The sequence below is a fragment of the Methanosarcina flavescens genome, assembly GCF_001304615.2.
Classification (GTDB): Archaea; Halobacteriota; Methanosarcinia; order Methanosarcinales; family Methanosarcinaceae; genus Methanosarcina; species Methanosarcina flavescens.
Genome location: NZ_CP032683.1, coordinates 2,655,265 through 2,679,115, shown reverse-complemented (window position 1 = coordinate 2,679,115; position 23,851 = coordinate 2,655,265). Strand labels below are relative to the sequence as shown.

Genomic DNA, 23,851 nt, shown 5'->3' with positions numbered 1-23,851 from the left:
AAAAACTAAGTACAAGTATCTCAGAGTCAAGGTAATCCAAAATGTTCAGTACAATTGTTAGTCCACGATTTGGGGACATAGACGGGCTTGGGCATGTAAATAACACTGTCCTCCCTGTCTGGTTCGAAATTGGAAGAAACCCGATATTCCGGCTTTTTTCCCCGGATCTTGATCTCAGTCCTGATGTGTGGCATTTGATTCTTGTCAGAACAGAATTTGATTTTCTACGCCAGATGTATTTCAGGTCTGATGTGGAAATAAGAACTTTTATTACAAAGATCGGAAACAGCTCCTTTACTGTCGGGCATGAGGCCTGGCAGGATGGAGAGCTTAAGGTCAGAGGTCAGGCAGTGCTGGTCTATTATGACTTCAAGCTCCAGAAAGCAATCCCTCTTCCTGATTCGATCCGAGATACCCTAAAAGCACATATGCTCCCTGCAATGGACACCACTGAAATGGATACGGATTCTCCCTGCTCGATATGAATATACTTGCCTCCAGTAAACGAGCTTTGAGGTTTAATATCTCGGCTCGTAAGCTAATGGTTTCTAAAAAATAGATAATGCAAGTTAGAGGCTGAAATTATGGATCTTATAGAAGACTCCCTCGGTCAGTACTTTGAAAAACAGGTGGCTGTAGATCCTGACCATGAATTTATTATTTACCCTGATAGGAATCTCCGTTTTACTTATGGGCAGTTCAACGAAAGGGTCAATAACCTTGCAAAAGGGCTGCTAGCTATAGGAATAAAAAAAGGGGATCATGTAGGAATCTGGGCAAAAAACGTTCCTGACTGGCTTACATTCATGTTTGCAACAGCTAAGATCGGGGCAGTACTTGTTACTGTAAATACTGCCTACAAAAGCCATGAAGTTGAGTACGTATTAAAGCAGTCCGATATGAAAGCCCTGGCTCTTATCGATGGTTTCAGGGATGTTGATTATCTTGAAATAATCAATGGACTGGTTCCCGAGCTAAAGAGTTCTGAGAGAGGACGACTGAAAAGCAAAAATTTCCCGCATCTCAAGAGCGTAATTTACATAGGGCAGGAAAAGCATAGAGGCATGTATAATACCAATGAACTCATGCTGCTTGGCAGTCACTATCCCGACGATGAGCTCAGGGAAATCCTAGCAAGTGTAACCGCGGATGATGTCGTAAATATGCAGTACACCTCAGGAACTACGGGTTTCCCGAAAGGAGTTATGCTTACCAGTAAAAACATTCTAAATAATGGGCTCTCCATAGGCGACCGCCAGAAATTCACTCATGAAGATCGTCTCTGTCTGCCTGTACCTCTTTTCCACTGCTTCGGGATCGTACTTGGAGTCATGGCGATTCTGACACACAGGGCAACGCTTGTTATGCTCGAAGTTTTTGATCCCCTGCTTGTGCTTGCGGCAATCCAGAAGGAAAAATGTACCGCTATTAATGGCGTGCCTACAATGTTTATTGCAGAGTATACGCACCCGATGTTCGATATGTTTGACCTTTCCTCCCTGAGAACCGGGATTATGGCTGGTTCTACCTGCCCCATAGAAGCCATGAAAAAGGTTGTAAACGACATGCATTGTTATCAGATTACGAGTGTGTACGGGCTGACTGAAGCTTCACCTGGTATCACTCAGACCGCAGTTGATGATCCTCTCGAACTCAGAGTAGAGACTGTAGGGAAGCATTTCCCTGGAGTTGAGGTCAGGGTAGTAGACCCAAGTACAAATGAACCTGTGCCTCCGAATACAGTTGGAGAAATTTGCTGTCGCGGATATAATGTAATGAAAGGCTACTATAAAATGCCTGAAGAAACGAGAAAAGTGATTGACGAGGATGGCTGGCTGCACAGCGGGGATCTTGGGACCTGTGACGAGAACGGCTATTACAGGATCACAGGCAGGATTAAAGACATGATCATCCGGGGAGGTGAAAACATTTACCCCAGGGAAATTGAAGAATTCCTTCACGCCTTACCCGGAGTAAAAGACGTCCAGGTTGTGGGAATTCCTGACGAGAAATACGGAGAAATTGTAGGAGCTTTTGTAATTCTCGAAAAGGACGCAGACCTTACCGAAGCTGACATAAGGGATTATGCTATAGGCAAGATCGCCCGTTATAAGGTTCCCAAGCATGTCTTCATCGTGGATGAATATCCCCTGACTGCAAGCGGGAAGATTCAAAAATACAAACTCAGGGAGCTGGCTGTAGAACTTCTTAAAAAGCAGAGTGAAAACACCACTTACTAAAAAGCAGCTGGCTAAGGCAACAATTGATCAAAAACGTCAGCTAACCAGTATAATTAGCCATTAGGCAGCATATCGGCCTTTCAGGCCGGTTTACTTTTTTGCTAAATTTTAATTCATTGATTTTTTTTTGCTTTAAAATTTAAAGCCGTTAAAAAATTAGATGCCAGCATATTTTAAGGATTAATTATATTTTCGAAACATATCGTAAATTATTCCTATATCCAAAACTTCATAGTAATTCAAAAACGGCAGGCAATTGAATATTTGCCGTAATTTATTATATATACAATTTCAGCATTAGAAGGATGTAGTTGTAAGAGAAGCGTGATAGTGTACTTTTGTGTATAGCATATGGGGAGTTTTTTGCAGGGGTTTCATCGATTGAGAGCTCAGGGATCTAGAAGGAGCTCTCAATCAATCACCACAACCAATTTCAAATAATTGATTTCTGCACTGTTTCTCTTGCAACTGTGGGGAAAATATGGGATTAGTCTCCAAGGGGGGCTTCATCGATTGAGAGTCCGGGGTCATCAAACAGGGACTCTCAATCAATTACCAATCTTTAACTTTTGACTGAATACTCTTTTTAATTCGACGTTTAGCATAACTTATAACTTTTAACGTTATTTATGCAGCTTAAACATGCTTGCGAAATCAAGCATCGCTTATTAACTTCGATATACATATAAAATTTTAGCATAACTTATTGACTCAGGTAAATTGTATGAATAATCAAATTTTTCTCCTTTTTAGAGTTAAGCCTGTTAGAGTTAAGCTTTTGAGTTTTTTCCCCAACCTGACCTTTAGTAAATCTTTCAAACAATCAATACAGTGCTATCCTATTTAAGTCCTTTGATGAGTCACTTTTATTTGTATGAATACTAACAAAAACTGATTTATTTCGTCATAATAATGTTTTTATTCTATAATTTTTTTCAATGATTGCCGCAAAACCGGACAGGTAAAGAGTCCTGAGTCCTTAACATTTTTAAAAAACCTTTGTAATATTATTTGATGCACACAACACCGCAGAGACAGAAACCATTTCATGTGAAGCGTTTAGGTGTTAAACTCAGCTGGCTATTACTGTTGCATCCAGAGATACATGATGTCAGTCGGCTCAAAGATACTTCACAGCACCAGTTAAAAACAAATTACTGGACTGGGCAAAAATACATAAAATTGCGATTACATCGTAACTAAAAGAAAAATCAAAGATTCTCCTGGTCCCAAAACATAATTCGGACCGTTCTTCCGAGAAAGAATTCGGGCAACAGTAAAATTAATAAAAAAAGAACCTATAATAACTGTGTAATTTTTGGTGGTCAAACTCATAAGCCTGAGAAGAGGGGATTTATAATACTATTGGTGGATTTTATCCGGACTTGTGTCCTGAGTTAATTCACTGAGGGGAAAATCAAACCATGTAGACGTGATTTTAGAGGGGATTATGAGAGACTATGTTTATGAAAAAATGGAAGAATTGATCAATGATGAAAACGGGTGAAGGAATGGATCGAATAAAAATTCTGGTTGTTGAAGACCAGACTATTGTGGCTCTTAATATTAAAAATAAGTTGAAAAATCTGGGTTATGACGTACCATGTACTGCAGTTTCAGGGGAAGAGGCTATAAAAGAAGCCGAACTTAAGAAGGTTGACCTCGTGTTAATGGATATTATGCTAAAAGGAAACATGGATGGGATTGAAGCTGCCCGGATTATTAAATCACGCTTCGGAATACCTGTAATCTACCTTACTGCCTGCACGGATTGTGAGACACTTGAGCGAGCTGAGGCAACAGAACCAGAGGGTTATATTTCGAAGCCTTTTAAAGAGGAGGATCTCTATGAGATTATAGAAACTGCTCTTCTTAAAAGCCGGTCAATGAAGAGAAAGTGAGAAGGCTTTTGAGCTCCATGCCATGCGTCGGTATTCTCAAAGCTCGAAATCTCTTAAACTGATAGTGTGATTAAAAAGCCTGAAATACCTTGATATTAGCATTTATTAAAAAGTTAAATATTATTATAAAATTAAATTAAAAGAATCAAATTAAAAGAATCTGAGCCTATTTTATAACTTAATGATTTTTGCGGCTTTCATAGCATTGGAAACCATAGTCTCGATGTCCATTTTTCTTTCTTCATGCACAATAAGGTCATAGTTTGCCTCTATTTCAGGCCGCTCCGGCACGGCAGTGCAACTGCCTGCGGGCCGACTGGAGATATCATATGTTCCGATTTTGCGGGCAATATCTATAATCTCGGTCTTATCAAAGGCAATTAAAGGATGATAAATAGGAATAGCGAGCTGATAGATTTCGGCATACATGTTGGCAGCGGTCTGGGAAGCTACCTGTCCAAGGGAAGAGCCGGTAATAATTCCGCTTGCACCCTCTCTTTTCATAACCTCGTAGGCTTCCCGATACATCATGCGTTTGCATAAAAGACAGGTATTTTTCCGGCTGCAGAGGTCAATAAAGGCCTGGAGGTTCGGACCATGAGGGATCTCATAAGTCTTAAACTGATGTCCGGGAGCCCATTTCTGGAGCTGGCGAATACAATCAAAAGCACGTTCTCTTGCCGCATTCTCGGCATAAGGAGAATTATTGCAATAGACAGGTATAATCACAACTCCGCGCCTCATCATAAGCCAGGCTGCAACCGGAGAGTCAAGCCCACCTGACATCAAAACTACCATACTGCCCTGCGTGCCAAGAGGAAGCCCACCGACTCCTTTAAACGTTCTCAGGTAAACATAAGCCAGATTTTGCCGCATCTCAACAAAGATTTCCTTATCAGGAGAACTCAGGTTAACCCTTGGATGTTTCCCTTCTTTTTCCAGTATGCTCCAGACAGCATCCCCGCAGGTCCTGCCGATGTCCGTTGAAGAAAAGGAATGTGTTCCGCTTCTTCTTGCCCTGATGGCAAAAGACTCCCCTTCTAAAACCAGGTCCTTTGCCAGGGCAGCACATACAGCGGCTGCACTCTCAAGAGTAGGCTCTACTGACAATGCAGGGGAAGTTGAGACAACTCCAAAAACATCAGCAGCAGCTTCAGCCGCGCGGGCGTCCTTAGTCTCGATAAATATCCTTCCCCACTCCCGCCGTATCTGAGAATATGGAATACCTCTCGAGTCAAGCATTGCCGCAATATTATTCATAAGGATTTTCTCATACCAGTTCCGGACTCCGGCGCTTTTAAGGGCGAGTTCCCCATAGCGTATTATGACTACGTCAGATTGAGTTTCATGCCCAGAAGAAGAAGGGTTGGGGCTATATTTTTTCATTTTTTCAGTATAACTTTCCGAAATATTCTTGATTTTTCTTTTTCTCGAGGTAAAGATATCAGCCTCGGTCTTTGCTTCTGATTTACTGGAATTGTCTGTCATGGATACCTACGATAAGGATGGCATGAAGTTTAAAGTTTTCAGGAAAAAGAATTTTGTTTGTAGAAATAATAAAAATAAATGAGCCCGAAGCAAAAAAAGTCAATGAGCAGGAAATAAAAAGTAAGTGAATTAGAAGCAAAGAAATGATAATACAGACAGCAGCAGAAAAAGTTTGAAAAAATTATGCCAGTGTGCAGTAATGCACACTGAGCTTCTGAATTTCAATATTCTGGAGTTCAAGCTTCAACCGGCTTCCGGAATACGCCATTCTTCGTCAGTATTTGCTTTTCACCCATCAGGTTCTGGCACATACCAGTAACCTGAATTCTGGTTTTCCTTATCTTCATTGAGCTCCGGAGTATAGTTATTGGTATTATTTTCCAGATTGTCATAAGGTTCCTGGGTAAAGTTGCTGGTGTTGTTTTCCAAATTGTCAGAGGATTTCTGGATATCTCCTGACAGGGGAGTTGCGGTCATATTCGTACTTACGTTTCCTGATACGTTTTCCTCTCCTCCGTACCATCTTGAGGGCAGCGTGTAATTCAAAGTGCTATCGTAAGCTTCAGGAAGGAAGAATCGAGTTCCTTTATTTTGCAGGGCATCTACAAAACCGGGGTCGATCTCATCAAGTTTTGCCTTGCACACTTCAGCCTCATCTAGCTTCTTAAGGTTGTAAAGAGCGAACCTTTTATTGTAAAGGGTCGAAGGCGAGTTCGGGTCAATTGCAAGAGCACTGTCGTAACATAAAATTGCCTCCTCAGTGTTTCCCATCATGTTGTTGATGAACCCCTTGTTATACCATGCTGTGATACAGTCAGGTTTAAGCTGGACTACCCTGTCAAAACAATTCAGTGCAGCCTTATTGCTGCTTATCGTGAGATAAGCACATCCCTGCAAATACAGGGTTGCAGCATTATCCGGATCGTATTCGAGTGCTTTGTTGTAGCAGTCAATTGCCAGCTGGTACTTCTCCAATTTGTAGAGTGCAAAACCTTTGTTGTTGTAAGCATCCACATCCCCCGGATTCAGCTCAAGAATCCTGTCGTAACAGCCTATTGCTCCCTCAAAGTCTCCGTTCCTCTCCAGGGCTTTTCCCTGCCTGTAAATTATTTCCGTGTTATCTGGCGAGATTTCAAGCATTCTCTCATAACATGCAGCAGCTTCCTCATACCTTCCAAGTTCCTCAAATAAAGAAGCTTTCTCAGCCAGGATCTGGGTATTATCAGGCTCAAGCTCAATTATTCTATCGTAATCCGCCAGTGCGTCCTCGGACTTATTAGATTTTGACAGAGCTACAGCACGATTCCTGAGAGCCTCATGATTTTCAGGCTCAGAATCCAAGAGAGTGGTATAACAGGAGACTGCCTCCTCATACCGGCCCAGGTTAGCGAGGGCAATACCTTTCCCAAGAAGAGCCTCGGAATTGCTGGAGTTCAGAGCGAGCACCTGGTCATAGTAACTGATTGCTTCCTCTAGCCTTCCAAGATCACTTACAGTAGAGGCTATTCCGTACCAGGCCGTACTTGACTGAGGATCAAGGTCCAGGGCTTTCTGGTAGCATTCCACAGCTTTCTCGTTTCTATCAAGCCTTTCAAATATCAAACCCTTTTGATACCAGGCATCAGAACTTGAGGGACTGATTTCCAGTACCATATCGTAGCAGGTAAGGGCATCTTCATACATTCCAAGTTTACTGTAGATAGCGGCCTTCCCGGACCATGGCGCGTCATAACCGAACTCCGGGCTGAAGAAATTAAGATCTTCCGAGAGTTCGGATTCATCATTTGAATTTGCATATTTATGATTCAGAAGATAAGACCAGAAACCTCCAGAAAGCGCCTGGACAGGATTCGCATCCATACTAATATATTTAACAGATTCAGACACTGAAGCTTCTGTTGAACTCTGTCCCAGATTTTCACTCAGTTTAAAACGGGCAGCAGAATAATCGGGGTCTATCTGGAGTGTCTGGTTATAACAATCTGAAGCTTCGGCATGTTTTCCGAGTTCATCGAGAACAAGGCCTTTATTGTACCAGACATCGGCACTGTCTGGAACGGCATCAAGGACTTTATTGTAGCACTTGAGCGAGCTTTCGTATTCTCCAAGCTTTGCAAGAGCAAAAGCCTTACCATACCATGCAAGCGTATAGTTTTTGTCGATTTTAAGAGCTTTATCGTAGCTTTTTACCGCGCTGTCATAGTCTTTTATCTTTGAAGAATCGAGACCTTTTTTGTACCATACTTTAGCATGCCTGGAATCCAGTTTTAGGGCCCGGTCATAGCACTCAATGGCCTCTTTATACCTGCCAAGTTTGTCAAGGTCAAGGCCCTTCATGTACCAGACGACAGCATGTCCTGGCTCGGTCTCAAGGACCTCATCATAGCATTCAATTGCAGTTTCGTATTTCCCAAGCTTATCAAGAGAAAGGGCTTTCTCGTACCAGATCTTGACCACAGGAGACTCAAACTCAGGAGTTTCGGAATAACATGAGAGGGAAGCTTCGTAAACGCTCAGCTTTTCGAGCAGTTCACCTCCGATTTCCTCAACCTGAATCCCTGTATCCGGATTAAGCGCCTTATCAAAACAGGCTATTGCAGCATCGTATTTGCCGGCTTTATTAAGCAAAGAACCTTTACTGTACCATGCCTCGGAATTGCCAGGATTATAGGTCAAAATCTCATCATAGCACTTCAAAGCCTCATCAATTCTCCCGAGATTCTCAAGGCATAAACCCTTTCCCTGCAAGGCATCAAGGTTTTCAGGCTCAGAAAGGAGAACAAAATCATAGCAGGCAAGAGCCTCTTCGTATGCTCCCACCCTTTCAAGGTTAATACCTTTTTTGTGCCAGGCGTTTACCATATCAGGATTAAAAGAAATTGCTTTGTCATAACAGTCTACTGCAGCTTCATAATCCCCGAACTTGTCAAGAATTGCTCCTTTCTGGTACCACAGTTCAGAATTGTCAGGAGTAATATTAAGAGCCCTATCAAAAGCTTCCATTGCTTCTTTATATTGCTCAAGTCCGATGTAAGCCGTTCCCTGCATCTGCAGCGACCTGGAAGAATTGGAATTCAATTCAATGGATTTATTATAAGAAGCCAGAGTTTCCTCATCAAGCCCCATCTTCTCAGAAGCAAGGGCTTTTTGGTACCAGACAGTGGAAACATAGGTGTCAGCGGCAAAGCTTTTATCATAACAGTTAATTGCCTCAACATATTTTTTTAGTTTAAAGAGTTCATCCCCTTTGTCAGACCAGCTCCCTGAAGAAACCGGAAAGGTCGAAAGAGCCTTCTCATAACAGTTAATTGCTTCTTCATATTCTCCCAGTTCAGCCAGAGAACGCCCTTTTCCATACCAGGCAAGTGATGAATTGGGGTCTATATCCAGCGCATCGTTATAGCAGTCTATAGAGAGATCATATTCTCGAAGAGAATGTAATGCATGCCCCTTATCAATAAGGCCCTCTATGGAAGCTGGGCGCTGAGAGATTATCTCATCAAGGTCAGGAGTAATTTTAGCTCCTTTATTTTCATTCCCTTCTACAACCAGTCCTTGGTTTGTAATAGCTCCTGCTACAGGTAAAAAACCTGAAAAACAATATAATGTCAAAGCAAGGAGAATAAATAAATTAATAATTAATTTATTTTTTTTCACTGAGCTCATTAAATACCCCGATTTATTCTAATGAGTTCTTAAGGAAACTTTTCATAAAGAGTCTTCCACTATCATTTTATTTACTATTCTGTACTGTTCAATAACTGCGTAAGCGAGAACAATCAAAGAATAATAGTAACTAAATAAATTCCTTTTGCCCCTCCCGCAGATAGTTTACCCAGTTTATGACCATTCCCTTGTAATGTTACTTAGTTTTAGGAGTACCTCCATATAAAATTTTTGCAGTTTAAAAAGAATTTTCAGGCCTCTTCTATATTTAACCCAACAATATATTATTGTTATAGAAATAATAAATAGTAAAATAAAAACGTACAATAAGGGAAATAAAATTATTAGTATAAGTATAGCCTCTAGACCTTCGAAAACATGTGGAAATCTTATGCATTGAGACTCCTATTGCAGCATACATAGAAAGAAGACCTGGAATCCTGAGAAAGTGGTTTTTGGATTATATAGACCAATTTTCTTCCCCTGAGACTTTTGTAAAGGAAAATGTAAATTTGAAAATTAAACATATGGCTGGTAGAATCTGCGAAAATATTCTTTTACTGGTTAGAGCTAAAAAAACTGGAGAAGATGGTTGCAGGTTCGCCAAAGCAGTAGCCCAGTTTCATGATTTGGGCCGCATTGAGCATTTAAAAAATACAGGACGTTTAAGGACTCTGAATCTGAAAACCACGCTCTACTTGGAGTAAAAATTCTCCCAAATACAGATGTTCTTTCCCGTCTTCCCCTTGGAGAGAAAACTTTAATTCTGAAAACTGTGGAGTGTCACAACCTCATGAAAATTCCCGAATGTGAAGAAATTCTAGAGAACTTCTTTTTTATTCAAAACAGATTCGGGATGCGGATAAGCTGGATATCCTGAAGCCTGTAAGTGAAGATTATGAGAAAGAAGAAAAATTAAGGAATCGGTTCTTGAATTCGATATGCTTGACGCACTGATTTTCGGAAGACGCAGTTGCAGATTTCCTCAATGACAGGATAAGACCCACCAGGAGATCATTCCATATACCTTCTACGATTTTCATTGCCCAGGCTGCGGCGATAATCCGAACGAACCTGGCTTCTTAACTGTTCTTCAAGCATTAATTCCAGGGAATCCTCTGTATATTCTTCGAGTTTGTTTTGATCCTTTTCCTCAATTTTGTGTTTACTTCTATCCATTTCCTCTATTTCCTGTCCATTCTGATCCCCTTCTTCTGTTTCCAGCCTGCTGCAATTTTTTTTCTCTGTCATATCAAATCACCCGTGCGTTGACCCAGGGTAAAAACATGTTTTATCTCACATATACTTTTACATAACTTACTGTTAGATGATCTCAAACTAAACTCGTTTTAAACGGAAGCCTATTCTAAACGGAACTTATTTTAATTAGAGTTTATTTTAATAGAGTTTAATAGAACTAATTTTAATTAGAGTTTATTTTTAATAGGGTTTATTTTAACTAGGGTTTTGCTTTAATTCCAGTTTCTCAGATGCGTCTTCTCAGGATTGGATCCCCGGAAGGTGCTTCAAGATTTATCAATAACCTTGAGTCCCGACGGCTGTTCAATAAATTTCACCTCGAGACCGGGAACTTCACTCAGCCGGGAACACAGGGCCTCCATGCCTGGATTCTCCGTAGCATAGTGAGTGGCGTCAATCAGGCAGAGATCTCCATAAGTACGGAGAATATTATGCTTAAGTTCGGAAGATATGAAAGCATCAACTCCACTTACCCTGGCAATTTCAAGGAATTCGGTTGAGAACCCGCTGCCTCCAACGACCATAACCCGTTTTATCTTTTCTTTTTCTCCGGCATACATTACAGGAGTTTTAAGGACTTCAGAGACACGGGATGCAAGTTCGGCCTGGGAGCATGGTTCGATCTCCCCTATCCTGCCTATCTCCACAGTTTTGATATTCCTGAGTCCGAGCTTTGAGGCAAGCACATCGTTGATGCCTCCTTCAGCCCTATCGTAATTTGTGTGCATGCTGTAAAGGGATATTTCATTCTCAAGAGCAAGCTTCAGGCATTTCGCCAGAGGATTTGAAATTTTGTTTACAGGATGGAAGATAAGAGTATGGTGGGTAACCAGCAGATCTGCTTTCATTTCTGCAGCTTTCTCAAGTACATGAAAGGTGGCATCAAGGGAGACCGCAACCCTTTTTATGTCATTATCCAGATTGAGAATTAGCCCGATCCTGCCTTCATCAAATTCATCGGCAAGTTCGGGTGGTGCAATTTTTTCGAGAATCTCCACGACTTTTACAAGTTTCATAAAACACCTCCGATATAAGTCTGAAGCTGTTACCTCTTGATAGCATTTGAAAATTTCCAATTCTATCTTGCCAGGGTATGTAGCTTTGAAATGATAACATCTCTTATATTAGAAGTTTATTAAGATTCTAAACTCTACAAAAAATTAAAATACCTGATATTAAGATAGTTTATAGAGTCACAATTTACAAAGTTAAGACAAAATCTGTTAAAAAACTGCTTTAGAATTTAACAATGTAAATCTAACAACATAGATCAGTAAATTGCGAACTATCAGCAAATTACAAACTATCAATAAGTTACAAACTATCAGTAAATTACAAACTATAAAATGAACCTGGACTTCAATAAAACTACAGAATTAGAATCACAAAATAAAGGCGATTTAAAAATTATAAATCATAGGGGAGTGCTGGGCAAAAAACAATGCATTAGATTATAATACGGCCGTATTACTGTAAATAAACATTTAATGTTTGTTTATATTCTGAAAGCAAAGATGTTTAGGTAGCCGTAACCGTTGCAAAAATCCAGAATGCATGCTTCCAGTGCGCAGATTGTTATAATGGTGTGAAATTCAAGGAAGGTAACTATGGCTAAGAAGCTTGCACTGATTGCATTATTTGCTGTTTTCTTCTTTTTGGCTGTCTCAATGACCACCCTGGCGGCAGAGGATATCGAGTGGGTAGGAAAACGTGATGGGGCTACACTACACTGGGGGGAAACGGCGACAGTCGATGGCTATGTTATAAAAGCAGAAGATTTTAATGAAAACAAGCAAGTATTCGTCTCAATTTCAAAGGATGGGGAGAAATTAAAGATTGCTCCTCTTTCCGCAGGCCTGGAAGCAGTATATGATGACAAAATAAAAGTTTATGCCCGGGAAGTAAATCCAAATTATGAGATTATAAAGAGGGATGGAAAGGAGTTCAGGACAGGAAACTGGAATCCTTATGCTAAACTGGATATATTTATAAGAGGAGAGCCGAATTTTGACATAGACGTTGAAACTAAAAAGGATACATATGATTCCAAATCTACTGGAGACAGCGCAATCTATGTATCGATAAAGATTAAAAATGACGGAAAAGCAAAAGCTAAGGATACCGTTCTAACCATTGATACGGCCGGAATGGAGGTTCTTAAAGGAAAAACAACATACAAATTTGGGGAAGTTCTTAAAGGCGAGACTCTTGAGCCTGTAAATATTACGTTAAAAACTCCAACTCCCTGGGTCGATACTGACCTTAACATAACCGCAAAAACTACATGTGTGGATGTGAGGGGCGATAAGTATGAAAATGTGGGTTCGAAAATTATAAAAGTCGAGAAAAAGTGGGGTCTTGTTATCTCAAAGATTGTTACGAAAAAGAATTATATGGGAAAGCCTGTGCATGTCTCAGTCAACGTCCGAAATGAAGGGCTCTGTGATCTGAATAATATAGTGCTCAAGGATTCAATTGCTCCTGAAACTCACCTCCAGAACCCTGTAACTCTTGAGAAGACCTTTTCGCTTAAATCTGGAGAAACAAGTGAAAAAGTTTTTGAGTATAACCTGATTCCTGACAAGCCAGGAGAATTTACTTTCCCGCAAGCTATAGCTACTTTTACTCTTCCCAATGGGCAGAACAGAGAGGCTGCTTCTAATAACTCGGAGAAAGTAAAAATTTATGGGCCTGAAATAACAGTTACGAAAAACATAGACAGGCAACAGCTTAATCTGGGAGATGAGCTGACTGTTACTGTCACTGCAAAAAATACGGGGAATGTTGATGCAAGTGTAACGTTAACCGATACAATACCTCCTGAAGCTAAATTTATAAGCGGGGAAACCAGATTCAAACATGTGCTTGAAAGTGATGGGGATTCAAGAAAAATAACGTACATCCTGCAAATGAATAAAGAAGGAGAAATCCACCTTCCTGCATGCAAAGCAACTTTTCTAGATCTTAATGACTATTCGGGTGAAGTCGTCTCAAATGCACCTGTTGTTTATGTAGGAGTATCCCTTCCTCTTGAAGGAAGCAGCACGCAGCCCGAAGGAGTAACAGGATCCAGCCAGGAAAAAGATGACTCTTTAAGCAGCCTTACAGAGCAGGATAACGGAGAAGCTCCCGGATTCAGTGTTATCCTTGCTGCAGCAGGACTTCTAGCTGTTACAGGTTTACTGGGAAAAAGCGATAGTGAAGGAAATTAAAGATCTAAACCGGAGATAACAGAATAAGGTATACATAGGTACAATTTCTTTCATATTTTTTATGTTTACCTTATTCCATAATTAAAGTCCTGGTTGAGTATTTCCCTGCAATGTAATAGAGCAAGTTCCTGAAAAAATCAGCGTAAATATTTACAATCAGCGTGTGATGTTATGTTTTAATCTTTTTTTGGTTACTCTTTTTTGATCTCATTCCTTTTTTTATAATCTGCTCTGGTCTTTCCTATCACTCCTGAAAATTGGAGATTAAAACGAACCTCTATTTACCTTAGGATACATCTGGGTAAAATATAAAATAAATTTAGTAGGGCTCTGTAGAAATCCTTAATTTAATCCATAATAATTGTATTACTTTTTTGTTTATATTATAGACTATTAGTTTAACTTTTACTTCTTTTACTTGATTTCTAACCTTTCTTGCTCTTAATGTTTCTCCAAATTTTCTTTTTACAACAGATATTATTGTCTCTACTATATTCCTTCTATTGTATTTGATCTTATCAAAGTCTTTGTTTAATTGTTTTCTATATTTTCCGTTTATTCTCTTTCTTTTTCTTTCTCTCAAAGGTACTATTGAATCTGCTTTTATCTCTTCTCTTATTAGAGTATGAATTTCTTCGGAATCATATCCTTTATCCATCACATAACATTGAGACTTTCTTGACTTGTTTGATTGTCTTATCAGAGTCTTTGCATGCTTGACATCATGATCTGTTTTTTGGCTAATTTTCCATCCTAATATTACTTTTTTAATAGTGTCTACTGATATTGAAGTTTTAAGGAAGCTCCTTCGGAGCTTCCCTGTTCTCTTAGAATAATAATGACTTGCATAAGAACTCGTAAATCCTGTTGCATCAATTGCCGTAATGAGAACTTTTTCTCCATGTGAGTAAAATAGTTTTAGAGTTTTTGACAAAATTAGGTTAAACAATGAAGAGGGAATTCTGGACACAAACTTTTGAAGAGTAGTGTAATGAGGAACCTTATCAAGGTCAAGTTTTTCCTTTATATTGTTCATGAGGTCAACAAGTTCTACAAAGTCACGGTAGTCTGTACTTATATACTCCTTCAATAAAACAAGAACAAGAAGCTGATGTTGAGTATAAACACGTTTGGAATATTTGCAGGAGTAAAGGTTCAGTCTGGAAGACTGAACCGTTTTAAGACTGAGATCAATAAATTTAATATACTTATTTGATGACAATAGCAATTGCTCCTTTGTTTTTTGTGTGGACAAAAAAATTAAGGAGCATTTTTACAATTTTATTTTTATAATTTTTGGGTAAAAACAGAATTTAGAGGATTTCTACAGAGCCTTTAGTAGAACAAAACTAATACCTTAATGATCTTCCAAAAGTGAAAAAAAGGAATTAAGGATGAGAGAACTTCAAAATTGGCTTAAAGCGAAAACTCTAGTGCTTACCCACGGGGACTCGGATGGGATCTGCTCGGGTGCCATTGCAAAAACCGCATATCCGGAAGCGTACGTATATTTCACAAGTCCAGTTAGCCTTCTCAACAAATTAAGGCTTATAGAGGGCGTGAAAAATCTTATAATCTGCGATATCGCAATCGATGAGAGAAACTGTTCTGAGCTGCAAACAATACTTAGCAAGTTTGCGAAAAAATGCAACCTTTACTATATTGACCATCACCCTCTCCCGGAAAGCTGTATAAAAGAAAGCTGGTTTTACCATGAGCCTGAAGCCTGTTCCTCAGAACTAACCTACAGGCTTTTTGAAAAGCGTCTGAACAGGGATATGCGGAGAGTAGCCATATATGGAGCTATAGGGGACTTTTGCGACAACACTAAGCATGTAAAAAGCTGGATTAAAGACTGGGATAAAAGAAACCTTTACTTCCAGGCCGGAACTCTGACCCAGGCTATCCTTTATAAAGGAAAAGAGTACGAATTCAAGAGAAGCCTGATCGAGCCCCTCTCAAAGGATATTATTCCCTCAAGTGTCCCTGAGTTGCTTGAGCTCGCCAGGGAGGCTGCTATCAATGAGGAGAAGATAAGGCTTTTTGTTAAGGAAAACGTGAGGACCCTGAGAAACTGCGCGTATATTGTAAATAGCAATAACTCCATTTCAAAAGCAGCAATTTACGCAGCCTCCTACGGCAGGCGTGACGTTGGGATTGCTGCTGAATACCGTGAGAAAAAGGAAGCTTACGACCTGAGCATCCGCTCGCGGGGAGAGGTCGATGTAAACCGTATTCTCCGCTCAGTCGCTCCCAAGTTCGGGGGAAGCGGTGGAGGTCACCCTCTTGCGGCAGGCGCTCGAATTCCGGAAAATTCCCTTTACATATTCCTCAGGGCTTTTGATAAGGAACTCGGAGAGGCAAATGAAGCAGAAGACAATGGAAATAAGTAAAATCGCAGCTGAAAGCGAAATAAGCTTTGAGATAATATTTGTGGGACGCTCAAACGTGGGCAAATCCTCCCTGCTTAGGGAACTCTTCGGGGCGAAGGTAAGGGTTGGAAAACGCCCGGGGGTTACCCTTCGCCCTACATATATCCAGATTTCGGACCTGCTTATCACGGATATGCCGGGCTTCGGCTTCATGAGCGGAGTAAAAGACCGAAAACAGGACATCATAAAAGATAAAACTGTGCATTATATCGAAGACAACGCCGAAAGAATAAAACTCGGAGTGCTTGTAATAGACGGTCCTGCTCTCCCGCAGATTGTGGATCGCTGGGATTCAAGGAACCAGATTCCGATAGACGTCGAGATGTTCGATTTCCTGAGGGAAGTCGGGATTGACACCATTATCGCCGCAAACAAGATGGATAAGGTAAAAGAAAGCGAGTACGATTCCCTCCTTGACAAGATTGCAGTTCGGCTCGGGCTTGAGCCGCCCTGGCAGAACTGGAAGCATATAATAGCCCCTATCAGCGCGAAAAAAGGAGACCTGAAAGCCTTAAAGGGCTTGCTTCGGGACAGGCTGCACGAAATGAAAAGGGATGACCTGTTCAAGTATTTTTAATTTTTGAGAAATTTTCATCCTTAGATTATATGTAAACTCGCTCAGAAATGAATTTTACAACACTCAATTTTAAGCTTAAAAAGCTATTCATTTCCAGTCGACGCATTCACAGATTTTTTCTTACTTTCTTATTGAGTTTTCTTCTCTCTGAGGCACAAAGTGAGACTGGATGGAATTCCAATCAGCAGGGTATGGATATGTTGGCCATTTTCACCGATCAAGGAATGGATAATAGAGGTAGGAGTGAATTGATGAATTACAATGGAGGAGATGCATGGATAATGAAACATCAGATAAGTGCAGATTGGGATTGGCATCTAGCGCAGCATGAAGCATCACATAACTATGATTGTCCAGATCATGGATACACTGGTCCGGTTTGCATAATGACTTACGCGCATATGATGATAACAGATAACTGGTGTGTGGACTGCGACCAAACCATCGAAACCAACAGAAATCATTTTTAAATTGTTTTGCGTAGGATTTAATCCTACACTTATTTTGTTATGTATTTGGAGAGAGAGTATGGAAACGAAAACAAAACCCTTAATCGCAGCTTTTCTTGCGGTTTTAGCAATATTTCTAGTCTTCTTTTTAATGATTTATCAGCCTGGTGCAGGTATGTATATTAGGGCAGATAAATTTCAGGATCCACCAGAGAGATACATAGAGTTCAGTTTAGAAGATCTTGAGAAATATCCCTGTGTTAAAGAAGCGGTGATGAATCCAGGAAAAAATATAATAGTACCTTCCAACTACCATGAAAATATATCGGAGTTTGGGAAAATCTCATCCAATAATGGAACTAATTATATAAAAGTTAATAATGAGTATTATGACATGCATTATGAATCTGCTGACTAATCGATGATATACATATGGAATTTTGATATTGAGCCCATCCTACTAACGGAAGGCTTACTTACGTTCCAAAACTTCTGTTTATATGTAAAATTAATCTCCGAAAAATGTCCTGTCGTTGACTAAGAAAATATTTATTTCCAGCCGAAAAAGACAAAGGCTTTAAACTGTTTCAAAAAAGAGTAATCAAAAGGTCATGTGATTGCCGCAAAAAGAAAACGGCAGCCACTCCCCCTTTTTACAGCCTTTTCAACTGCTGGCTGTATACCTTTTCTATCCTCTGTATTGTATCGGCTTCTTCCGGGTCTTTATCGTCCCGTATGCGGATAAAGCGCGGGAAACGCAGTGCAAAGCCTGAGTTATAATTGGGGCTTTTCTGGATTTCCTCAAATGCGATTTCAAGGACTATTTTTGGGCGTACTGCAAATACTCCGCCTGCCTCAACGCCTTCCATGAGGTCAGAGAGCATCTCTGTGAGCTCCTTTAGCTGATCGTCAGTCAGACCCGTGCCCACTTTGCCAACCTGGAGAAAACGATCGGTTTCTGGATCATAACAGGCAACAGTATAAGAGCCTATAAGGTTTGCACGCCTGCCAAAGCCCCATTCTGCTCCCACAACCACAAGGTCGAGGGTTTCCATAAGAGGTTTTTTCTTAATCCAGTTTTTGCCGCGTTTGCCAGGCGAATAGACCGAATGCGGGTTTTTGACCATAAGACCTTCGTGTCCGGCTTTTAAAGCCTCCTTGTAGATCTGTTCTATAAGTTTGAGGTCTCCGGTTATCACCTGTTTGCTCACGCAGATTGATTTTGAGTCCTCAGTTGAGCTTTCAACACAGGACTCAAGCGCTTTTCTCCTTTCAATGAGAGGCAGGTCTATCAGGGTTTTTCCGTTTAAGTACATGATGTCAAAAAGGTTGAGTTGAATGGGGATGCCGAGGGCTTTTTCCTCCACATTGTACTTGCGCCTGAAACGCTTGAGAATTTCTTGAAATGCCCTGGGCTTGCCGTTTTCGTCCACGGCCACGGCTTCCCCGTCAAGGATTGCCGACTCAGCTTTTACGTGCTTGCGGATTATTTCCACAAGGTCGGGAAGGGAATTCGTAACATTTTCGAGTTTGCGTGAAAAAAGCATAACCGAATTTCCAGCCTTATGGATCTGGATTCTTGCCCCGTCGAACTTCCATTCAATTGCAGCCTCCCCCATTTCCCTGATGTCGGCAACTATATCAGGACTGATCTGGGAAAGCATCATCTTAATCGGGCGATTGATTTCAACTCCCAGGCGTTTAAGGGCTTCTATTCCGCCTTCCTTTGCAGTTGCAGCAACTATCCCGAGGTCGTTTGTGACCATAAAGGCGTGCTCGACCACATCCACAGGCACGGAGAAAGCTTTTGAAATCGCATCCCTTACAACGCCTTCACCGACGCCGATCCTGAGTTCCTCAAGGGCAAGCCTGGAGATATATTTCGCTTCCCTGGGGGTTGAGGAGTTGAAGAGAAACTGAAGATTTTTTATCTTGATATCCTGTGAGCCTTTCCCCGAAGCTTCTGAGGCGATTTTGAAACGGTTATAGACCTCTGTTATTGAGAGTTCGGGTTGTTCTTCGAAGAAAGAAGAGAAAGTAACCTGATTTTTCCTTTTTTCCTTAAGGATAAGCAGGGCTGTGTCCCCGATATCTCCGGTAGTCCGTAGAAGAGATTCTATGCTTTTCACAGACATTCCCGAAGCTCTGGAAAGAGCGGCATACAGCAGGCTTGTCCCGATTCCCAATTGCTCTCCACTCCAGGCAGGAAAAACCTCACTCATAATAAAATGAGTTGCAATGGGCAGCTCTTCTACATCGACCTTTTTAAGAAAATCGGCAACCCTATTTGTAGTATCAATAGTACTTGAGATTTTTTCAATCGCCTGGCAGGTTTCTGAAAACTCCCTGAAGCTTGTCATGATCCACGCAGATTTTTATTTTTATTTTATCTAAATACAGATAGATCCGAACTTTTTTTATCAATTTCCATAAATTGCGACCAGGTCGCTGAGAATTGCACTTGCAGTCTCGATCGGACCTGCACCCTTACCCGTAACCGTAATTTCTCCTGCAAGCTCGGTATCTATCGATGCCACGTTCAGGGTTCCTCCTACTGCAAGGGGATGGTTGATAGGTACAAGCCTTGGAGCTACATGAATTCTTTCCCTGCTGACTTCACCTATGAGTTTGATCACATGCCCTCTTTCATAAGCCATTTCGAGGGCTTCAGGCGTGACTTTTGTAATCCCTGTAACTTCAACGTCGCTATAAGTTACATCAAGCCCGAAAATCGAATTGGCAAGGATAACAAGTTTGCAGGCTGTATCGATTCCTTCCACATCATACGTGGGATCGGTTTCGGCAATGCCAAGTTGCATGGATTCGGCAAGAATGTCATTATAGCTTGCCCTCTCCTCAAGCATTCTTGTCAGGATATAATTACAGGTCCCATTCAGAATTCCTTTGATGCTTTTAACTTTGTTGCCTGCAAGCACCTCATTTGCCAGGTTGATAATGGGCATTGAACCGCCGACAGTCGCTTCAAACCTGAAATGCAAGCCTGCTGCCTTTGCGGTTTCCATAAGTTCCCTGTACTTGAGGGTAAGGGGTCCCTTATTAGAGGTAATAACGTCTTTTCCGGTCTGGAAGGCTGCAAGCATATTCTGCAGGCCTACTCCACCGGTTCGTATATTCGTAGGAGTAGTCTCAATCACCAGCTCATGCGGTATGGACCGGATGACCTCAACTCCGGAGATGTTTTCAAGAGCTACCGTTCCATCTGTCATCTTCCTGGCAAGGCAGTCGGCAAGATCCACGCCCTCAGGATTAACGGTTGCACCCTTTGAGTCCACAACAGCAACAACCTTTACTTCCAGCCCAATACTCTCAAGATACTCTTTCTTCATAAGGAGTACTTCAGCCACACCCTGTCCGATTGCTCCGAACCCGAGAATGGAACAGTACACAGTTTTCATGTTTTCATATCTCCTACAATTTTTTTCAGGCCTGAATATCTATTGGAAGAATCATAAGCAGATCTTTCTTTGCCGAGACTTCTTTGAGGATGAAAAGTGCCTTTTGCATATCCTCTTTACTAACAGCATTAATTTTCATTAGAGCTGAAGAAAGCATATTGATACCGGGCATGGAAAGGGAAAGATCCACAACTTCAGCAAAGCCGGTTTTGTCAATCTCGTCAATCGTATCCTGGATCCCTGTATGAACCACATGACCGATGAGCACTACGTTTATGCTCTCCCTGAAACGGTGTTCTCCGACTCTTACCACTCGAATTCCGTTCTCTTCCAGCTTTGCCTTTATTGTCTCAACGTTTTCGGGCCTTGTTTCAAGTACAAGCTTTACAGGCACTGTTTTTCTGGGGGTTCTCCTCTGGTGGTGATGTACTACTGTTATCAGGTTAGCCTTACATTCCGAAAGAGGCTGGAGGGCTAAAAGCATCTGCCCGGGTACATCTTTTAACTCAATGTCCATGGAAACTCGCATGTTGTCCCTCGTAGATTTTTTTAATAATCCCTTGTGCAATTTAAATAGTAATCTATCAATCTGTCAAATATTGTATCAGCAGCTTACTGTCAGGGTTGAAGTGATATATCAGAGTATCTGGTCCGATCCAGCCATCTAGCCCCTTAAACCTGATTTTTATAATCTGATATTCTGTTAACCTGGTTTCCAGATCTGTTCCCGCGAAGCAGGGCCCTGTTACTCTGATTTATTATTAACGCAGTTATATCAAGCAAGCAGTTTCCGAGCATAAGAAATTAAAAAGGATATTCAAACATACCGTGTATTCCAAACATTGTTAACCCTTTCTGCTGCTTAGTAGATGAATTAAGTTATATAGTTTACTGTTTATGTCCCTTCAAAAAAGACTTCAAAGGGTACAATATTCGCTTACTCCTTCTTTTTTCTAAGTTCTGCTTGTCTGGAGATGTGAACATCAGGAATGCGGATTATATTTCCCCTTCCTCTTTTGAATTTCTCAATTAGTCCACGCTCTTCAAGGTCCGAGAGCATAAGGCTGACTTTGGACTCCGAATAGGGAGATTTTTTCCTCAGTTCTCTCTGGCTGATCCGGTTTCCGCTAGCGTAAACTAGCTCCAAAAGTTCTTTCAGATCATCTGGAAGATTAATTTTTGAATGTTTTGAGGATCTCGAACTCGATTTACCAGGCTCCTCTTCGTTAAGAAAAGAGTCCTGAGCCTCTTCTGCAGACCCGTTCCTCTGCTGTAAAACTCCACCAGTTTTAGGTATCTCTTCGGACTCCAGATTAGGTTGAGCAGAGTTAGTTTTTAAATTTTTTATGACGTTTTCTGCTGTATCGATCTTAGCTTCTTGAGAGAATATTGCATCCTTTACGGGTTTTTCAGGCTCCAGCAGGTATGGCTGCCTGTTTTCCTCTGGAAAATGAATATCTGCCGGTTTATCAAGACTCTTCTTTAAAAAGTAGCCAGCCAGCATAAGGACTATGAGAGCGAGGAGAGCTGAGACTAAAAAGGTATACTGAGAGCCTGGTCGGGATACAGTCCTCGTCTCCTCATAATCCAGAACAGGCGCTTCAAATTCATCTTGATTCAGAAGCTCCTCATTAGAGGGTGGGAACAGGAGAAGATCATGCACATACTCTCCTTCATCTGTAATTACAACCTCTTCCGTAGCTGTATAAACAATCCTGTTTCCTTCAAGATAGTTTGCAGTTATTGTATAGGTGCCGGGAGTAAGGTTGAAAGAATATTGTGAATCCGTTGCAATAAAGTTCTGTTCTGGGGTGGAATTAATTTCTACAACTGAGTTGTTAAGAGGCTTGAAAGTGTACCACTCGTAAACTGTTCCATGAATCTTGGCCGCAGTTGCATCTCCCTGAAGGGCTATAATCAGAAAGAAAACAAGTGCGAACCTGCAGAGCTTTCTAAAATTCACACAAGGTTAATCGGTTTTTTAACATAAATCTTTTACTTTTCCTGACAGGGGGGTGTAAAAAAAACAAATGCATATTAAAGCTTTATCAAGGGAATAAGCAGCTTATCAAGCTTAAAAGCCCATATCTTCCTGTTAATATGATCCATTTGAAAAAGAGTGCTTATATTTACCTTGATCTATATAACAGCATAATAACTTGTAAACGGAGGCAGTCAGATGAAAAAATCAAGAATAATACATTATCTGGCTTGTTTTACGATAGTATTAACATCACTCAGTTTGCTGTCAGGAGGCTCCCTCGCTGTCAGAGATTCCTCAGAACATGGAAACGACAATCCAAATCAGTACATGCGTGATGATTCCCGCGGTTCATATATGAATGGGACTGACAGCATGGATGAGGCAAGCAGTACTGAATCTAATGCGAATCAGGAACAGAAGAATCTCAGCTCAAAAAATAGAAATGAAATTTCCGAACACAAACAGGAAAGAAAACAATTACAGGAAGAACTCCAGTTTCATAAGCAAGAGTACCGTAAAGCAAAAGAAGATTTTCTCAAGACCAGAAATAGTATTCAGAGAGAAAAACTTGACCTTGATTCCGAAGAGGCTATAAATGCCACAAAGCTCTATCTTAACTCAAGTATTGAATATATGGTAGCTCACCTCTCATACGTAAAGAGCAACATGGCATATTCAAACGGGAACGGAACGGAAGAAAAAGTTATTGACATAGATGAAGATATAAAACTGCTTGAGATCGAGAAGACAAACATTGCAAAAGCATCAAGCCAGGAAGAACTTGTTTCCGTGGTCAGTTCCGTACGCGGAGTATGGAATAATGCTGAGAAAACCAGCCTTGAAGGCGCAGGAAAGACTGTCAGTGAGAAAATAGGAGAATTTCTTAAGAAGTCCGAAAACCTCTCTGAAAATCTTAGTATAAAAGTAGAGGACATGAAAAAAACGGGCGTTAACACCGCTGAACTTGAAACTGAACTTGCCAGCTATATATTATATATAAAATCCGCACAGGAAAAGAAAGAAGCGGCGGATTCTATCTATAATAGTGAGAATGTCACCCGGGAGGATCTGCAAAAGGCAAATAATTACCTTCGTCAATCCCTCAATGATATTAGCAAGGCGAATAAGATACTCAGGAAAATGTTCGGCGAACTGAAGAATTATGAAATCGAGAGAGACAAAGGATTTGAAGTTAACATAACGTAATTTAGCCCGGGAACTTAACA

The 23,851-nt window shown here is 40.8% G+C and carries 19 protein-coding genes; 10 read left to right on the top strand and 9 right to left on the bottom strand.

Features of this window, described 5'->3' with window-relative positions; all coding sequences use genetic code 11:
* Window positions 1–41 precede the first annotated feature (41 nt).
* From AOB57_RS11735 to AOB57_RS11725, 3 genes are all read left to right on the top strand, one after another.
* A complete protein-coding gene (locus tag AOB57_RS11735) occupies window positions 42–485 on the top strand; it encodes an acyl-CoA thioesterase (protein WP_054298783.1) in 444 nt (147 codons plus the stop codon).
* A 99-nt stretch (window positions 486–584) separates the two neighbouring features.
* Entirely contained in the window at window positions 585–2,240 is a 1,656-nt protein-coding gene (locus AOB57_RS11730; RefSeq protein WP_054298782.1) for an AMP-binding protein, read from the top strand.
* Between the two features lie 1,511 nt (window positions 2,241–3,751).
* Complete coding sequence (locus tag AOB57_RS11725; protein WP_054298797.1) at window positions 3,752–4,141, top strand: response regulator; 390 nt, start codon at window positions 3,752–3,754, stop codon at window positions 4,139–4,141.
* A gap of 171 nt (window positions 4,142–4,312) precedes the next feature.
* Here the strand turns inward: AOB57_RS11725 and thiI are convergent, their stop codons facing one another.
* Window positions 4,313–5,527, bottom strand: a complete 1,215-nt coding sequence (thiI, locus tag AOB57_RS11720) for a tRNA uracil 4-sulfurtransferase ThiI (RefSeq protein ID WP_054298796.1) — start codon at window positions 5,525–5,527, stop codon at window positions 4,313–4,315.
* A 390-nt stretch (window positions 5,528–5,917) separates the two neighbouring features.
* The gene (locus AOB57_RS11715) at window positions 5,918–9,241 is read right to left on the bottom strand and encodes a tetratricopeptide repeat protein (protein WP_226999487.1); all 3,324 of its coding nucleotides are present in this window, start codon (window positions 9,239–9,241) and stop codon (window positions 5,918–5,920) included.
* Between the two features lie 434 nt (window positions 9,242–9,675).
* Here AOB57_RS11715 and AOB57_RS11710 point away from each other — a divergent pair, with 434 nt between their 5' ends.
* The gene (locus AOB57_RS11710; protein WP_054298780.1) at window positions 9,676–10,002 is read left to right on the top strand and encodes a hypothetical protein; all 327 of its coding nucleotides are present in this window, start codon (window positions 9,676–9,678) and stop codon (window positions 10,000–10,002) included.
* 307 nt (window positions 10,003–10,309) lie between these two features.
* Here AOB57_RS11710 and AOB57_RS11705 read toward each other — a convergent pair whose 3' ends face one another.
* Together AOB57_RS11705 and AOB57_RS11700 are read right to left on the bottom strand one after the other, a co-directional pair.
* On the bottom strand, window positions 10,310–10,546 hold the full coding sequence (locus AOB57_RS11705) for a hypothetical protein (RefSeq protein ID WP_054298779.1): 237 nt from the start codon (window positions 10,544–10,546) through the stop codon (window positions 10,310–10,312).
* Window positions 10,547–10,821: 275 nt separating this feature from the next.
* Complete coding sequence (locus tag AOB57_RS11700; RefSeq protein WP_054298778.1) at window positions 10,822–11,571, bottom strand: Nif3-like dinuclear metal center hexameric protein; 750 nt, start codon at window positions 11,569–11,571, stop codon at window positions 10,822–10,824.
* 591 nt (window positions 11,572–12,162) lie between these two features.
* On the opposite strand from AOB57_RS11700, the gene AOB57_RS11695 reads away from it, so the two are divergent.
* Entirely contained in the window at window positions 12,163–13,767 is a 1,605-nt protein-coding gene (locus AOB57_RS11695) for a DUF11 domain-containing protein (protein WP_054298777.1), read from the top strand.
* Between the two features lie 319 nt (window positions 13,768–14,086).
* On the opposite strand, the gene AOB57_RS11690 is transcribed toward AOB57_RS11695, so the two are convergent.
* Window positions 14,087–14,989, bottom strand: a complete 903-nt coding sequence (locus AOB57_RS11690; protein ID WP_167829611.1) for an IS5 family transposase — start codon at window positions 14,987–14,989, stop codon at window positions 14,087–14,089.
* 172 nt (window positions 14,990–15,161) lie between these two features.
* Here AOB57_RS11690 and AOB57_RS11685 point away from each other — a divergent pair, with 172 nt between their 5' ends.
* From AOB57_RS11685 to AOB57_RS11670, 4 genes are read left to right on the top strand one after another with little or no spacing between them, the layout of a single operon-like run.
* The gene (locus AOB57_RS11685; protein WP_054299252.1) at window positions 15,162–16,160 is read left to right on the top strand and encodes a DHHA1 domain-containing protein; all 999 of its coding nucleotides are present in this window, start codon (window positions 15,162–15,164) and stop codon (window positions 16,158–16,160) included.
* Complete coding sequence (gene engB / locus AOB57_RS11680; protein ID WP_054299498.1) at window positions 16,147–16,776, top strand: GTP-binding protein EngB; 630 nt, start codon at window positions 16,147–16,149, stop codon at window positions 16,774–16,776. The genes AOB57_RS11685 and engB overlap by 14 nt, the downstream gene beginning before the upstream one ends.
* 47 nt (window positions 16,777–16,823) lie before the next feature.
* Window positions 16,824–17,246, top strand: coding sequence for a M12 family metallo-peptidase (locus tag AOB57_RS15075; protein WP_082384260.1), 423 nt, complete (start codon window positions 16,824–16,826; stop codon window positions 17,244–17,246).
* 58 nt (window positions 17,247–17,304) lie between these two features.
* Window positions 17,305–17,643, top strand: a complete 339-nt coding sequence (locus tag AOB57_RS11670) for a hypothetical protein (protein ID WP_048166835.1) — start codon at window positions 17,305–17,307, stop codon at window positions 17,641–17,643.
* A 235-nt stretch (window positions 17,644–17,878) separates the two neighbouring features.
* Here the strand turns inward: AOB57_RS11670 and AOB57_RS11665 are convergent, their stop codons facing one another.
* The 4 genes from AOB57_RS11665 to AOB57_RS11650 form a co-directional block, all read right to left on the bottom strand.
* Window positions 17,879–19,585 carry an ATP-dependent DNA ligase gene (locus AOB57_RS11665; protein ID WP_054299253.1) on the bottom strand — a complete coding sequence of 569 codons (1,707 nt, stop codon included), beginning with the start codon at window positions 19,583–19,585 and terminating at the stop codon, window positions 17,879–17,881.
* 60 nt (window positions 19,586–19,645) lie between these two features.
* Complete coding sequence (locus AOB57_RS11660) at window positions 19,646–20,641, bottom strand: homoserine dehydrogenase (RefSeq protein ID WP_054299254.1); 996 nt, start codon at window positions 20,639–20,641, stop codon at window positions 19,646–19,648.
* A 25-nt stretch (window positions 20,642–20,666) separates the two neighbouring features.
* Entirely contained in the window at window positions 20,667–21,170 is a 504-nt protein-coding gene (locus AOB57_RS11655; protein WP_054299255.1) for a hypothetical protein, read from the bottom strand.
* A 408-nt stretch (window positions 21,171–21,578) separates the two neighbouring features.
* Window positions 21,579–22,604 (bottom strand): helix-turn-helix transcriptional regulator, encoded by a 1,026-nt coding sequence (locus AOB57_RS11650; protein ID WP_054299256.1) that lies wholly within the window; start codon window positions 22,602–22,604, stop codon window positions 21,579–21,581.
* Between the two features lie 216 nt (window positions 22,605–22,820).
* Here AOB57_RS11650 and AOB57_RS11645 point away from each other — a divergent pair, with 216 nt between their 5' ends.
* Entirely contained in the window at window positions 22,821–23,831 is a 1,011-nt protein-coding gene (locus AOB57_RS11645; RefSeq protein ID WP_054299257.1) for a hypothetical protein, read from the top strand.
* Window positions 23,832–23,851 lie beyond the last annotated feature (20 nt).

Coding starts and splice junctions, on each gene's coding strand:
- AOB57_RS11695 (WP_054298777.1), top strand. CDS start 12,163: ATGGCTAAGAAGCTTGCACTGATTGCATTATTTGCTGTTTTCTTCTTT.
- AOB57_RS11705 (WP_054298779.1), bottom strand. CDS start 10,546: ATGACAGAGAAAAAAAATTGCAGCAGGCTGGAAACAGAAGAAGGGGAT.
- AOB57_RS11735 (WP_054298783.1), top strand. CDS start 42: ATGTTCAGTACAATTGTTAGTCCACGATTTGGGGACATAGACGGGCTT.
- AOB57_RS11725 (WP_054298797.1), top strand. CDS start 3,752: ATGGATCGAATAAAAATTCTGGTTGTTGAAGACCAGACTATTGTGGCT.
- AOB57_RS11665 (WP_054299253.1), bottom strand. CDS start 19,585: ATGACAAGCTTCAGGGAGTTTTCAGAAACCTGCCAGGCGATTGAAAAA.
- AOB57_RS11655 (WP_054299255.1), bottom strand. CDS start 21,170: ATGCGAGTTTCCATGGACATTGAGTTAAAAGATGTACCCGGGCAGATG.
- AOB57_RS11685 (WP_054299252.1), top strand. CDS start 15,162: ATGAGAGAACTTCAAAATTGGCTTAAAGCGAAAACTCTAGTGCTTACC.
- AOB57_RS11730 (WP_054298782.1), top strand. CDS start 585: ATGGATCTTATAGAAGACTCCCTCGGTCAGTACTTTGAAAAACAGGTG.
- AOB57_RS11645 (WP_054299257.1), top strand. CDS start 22,821: ATGAAAAAATCAAGAATAATACATTATCTGGCTTGTTTTACGATAGTA.
- AOB57_RS15075 (WP_082384260.1), top strand. CDS start 16,824: ATGAATTTTACAACACTCAATTTTAAGCTTAAAAAGCTATTCATTTCC.
- AOB57_RS11700 (WP_054298778.1), bottom strand. CDS start 11,571: ATGAAACTTGTAAAAGTCGTGGAGATTCTCGAAAAAATTGCACCACCC.
- engB (WP_054299498.1), top strand. CDS start 16,147: ATGGAAATAAGTAAAATCGCAGCTGAAAGCGAAATAAGCTTTGAGATA.
- thiI (WP_054298796.1), bottom strand. CDS start 5,527: ATGAAAAAATATAGCCCCAACCCTTCTTCTTCTGGGCATGAAACTCAA.
- AOB57_RS11670 (WP_048166835.1), top strand. CDS start 17,305: ATGGAAACGAAAACAAAACCCTTAATCGCAGCTTTTCTTGCGGTTTTA.
- AOB57_RS11660 (WP_054299254.1), bottom strand. CDS start 20,641: ATGAAAACTGTGTACTGTTCCATTCTCGGGTTCGGAGCAATCGGACAG.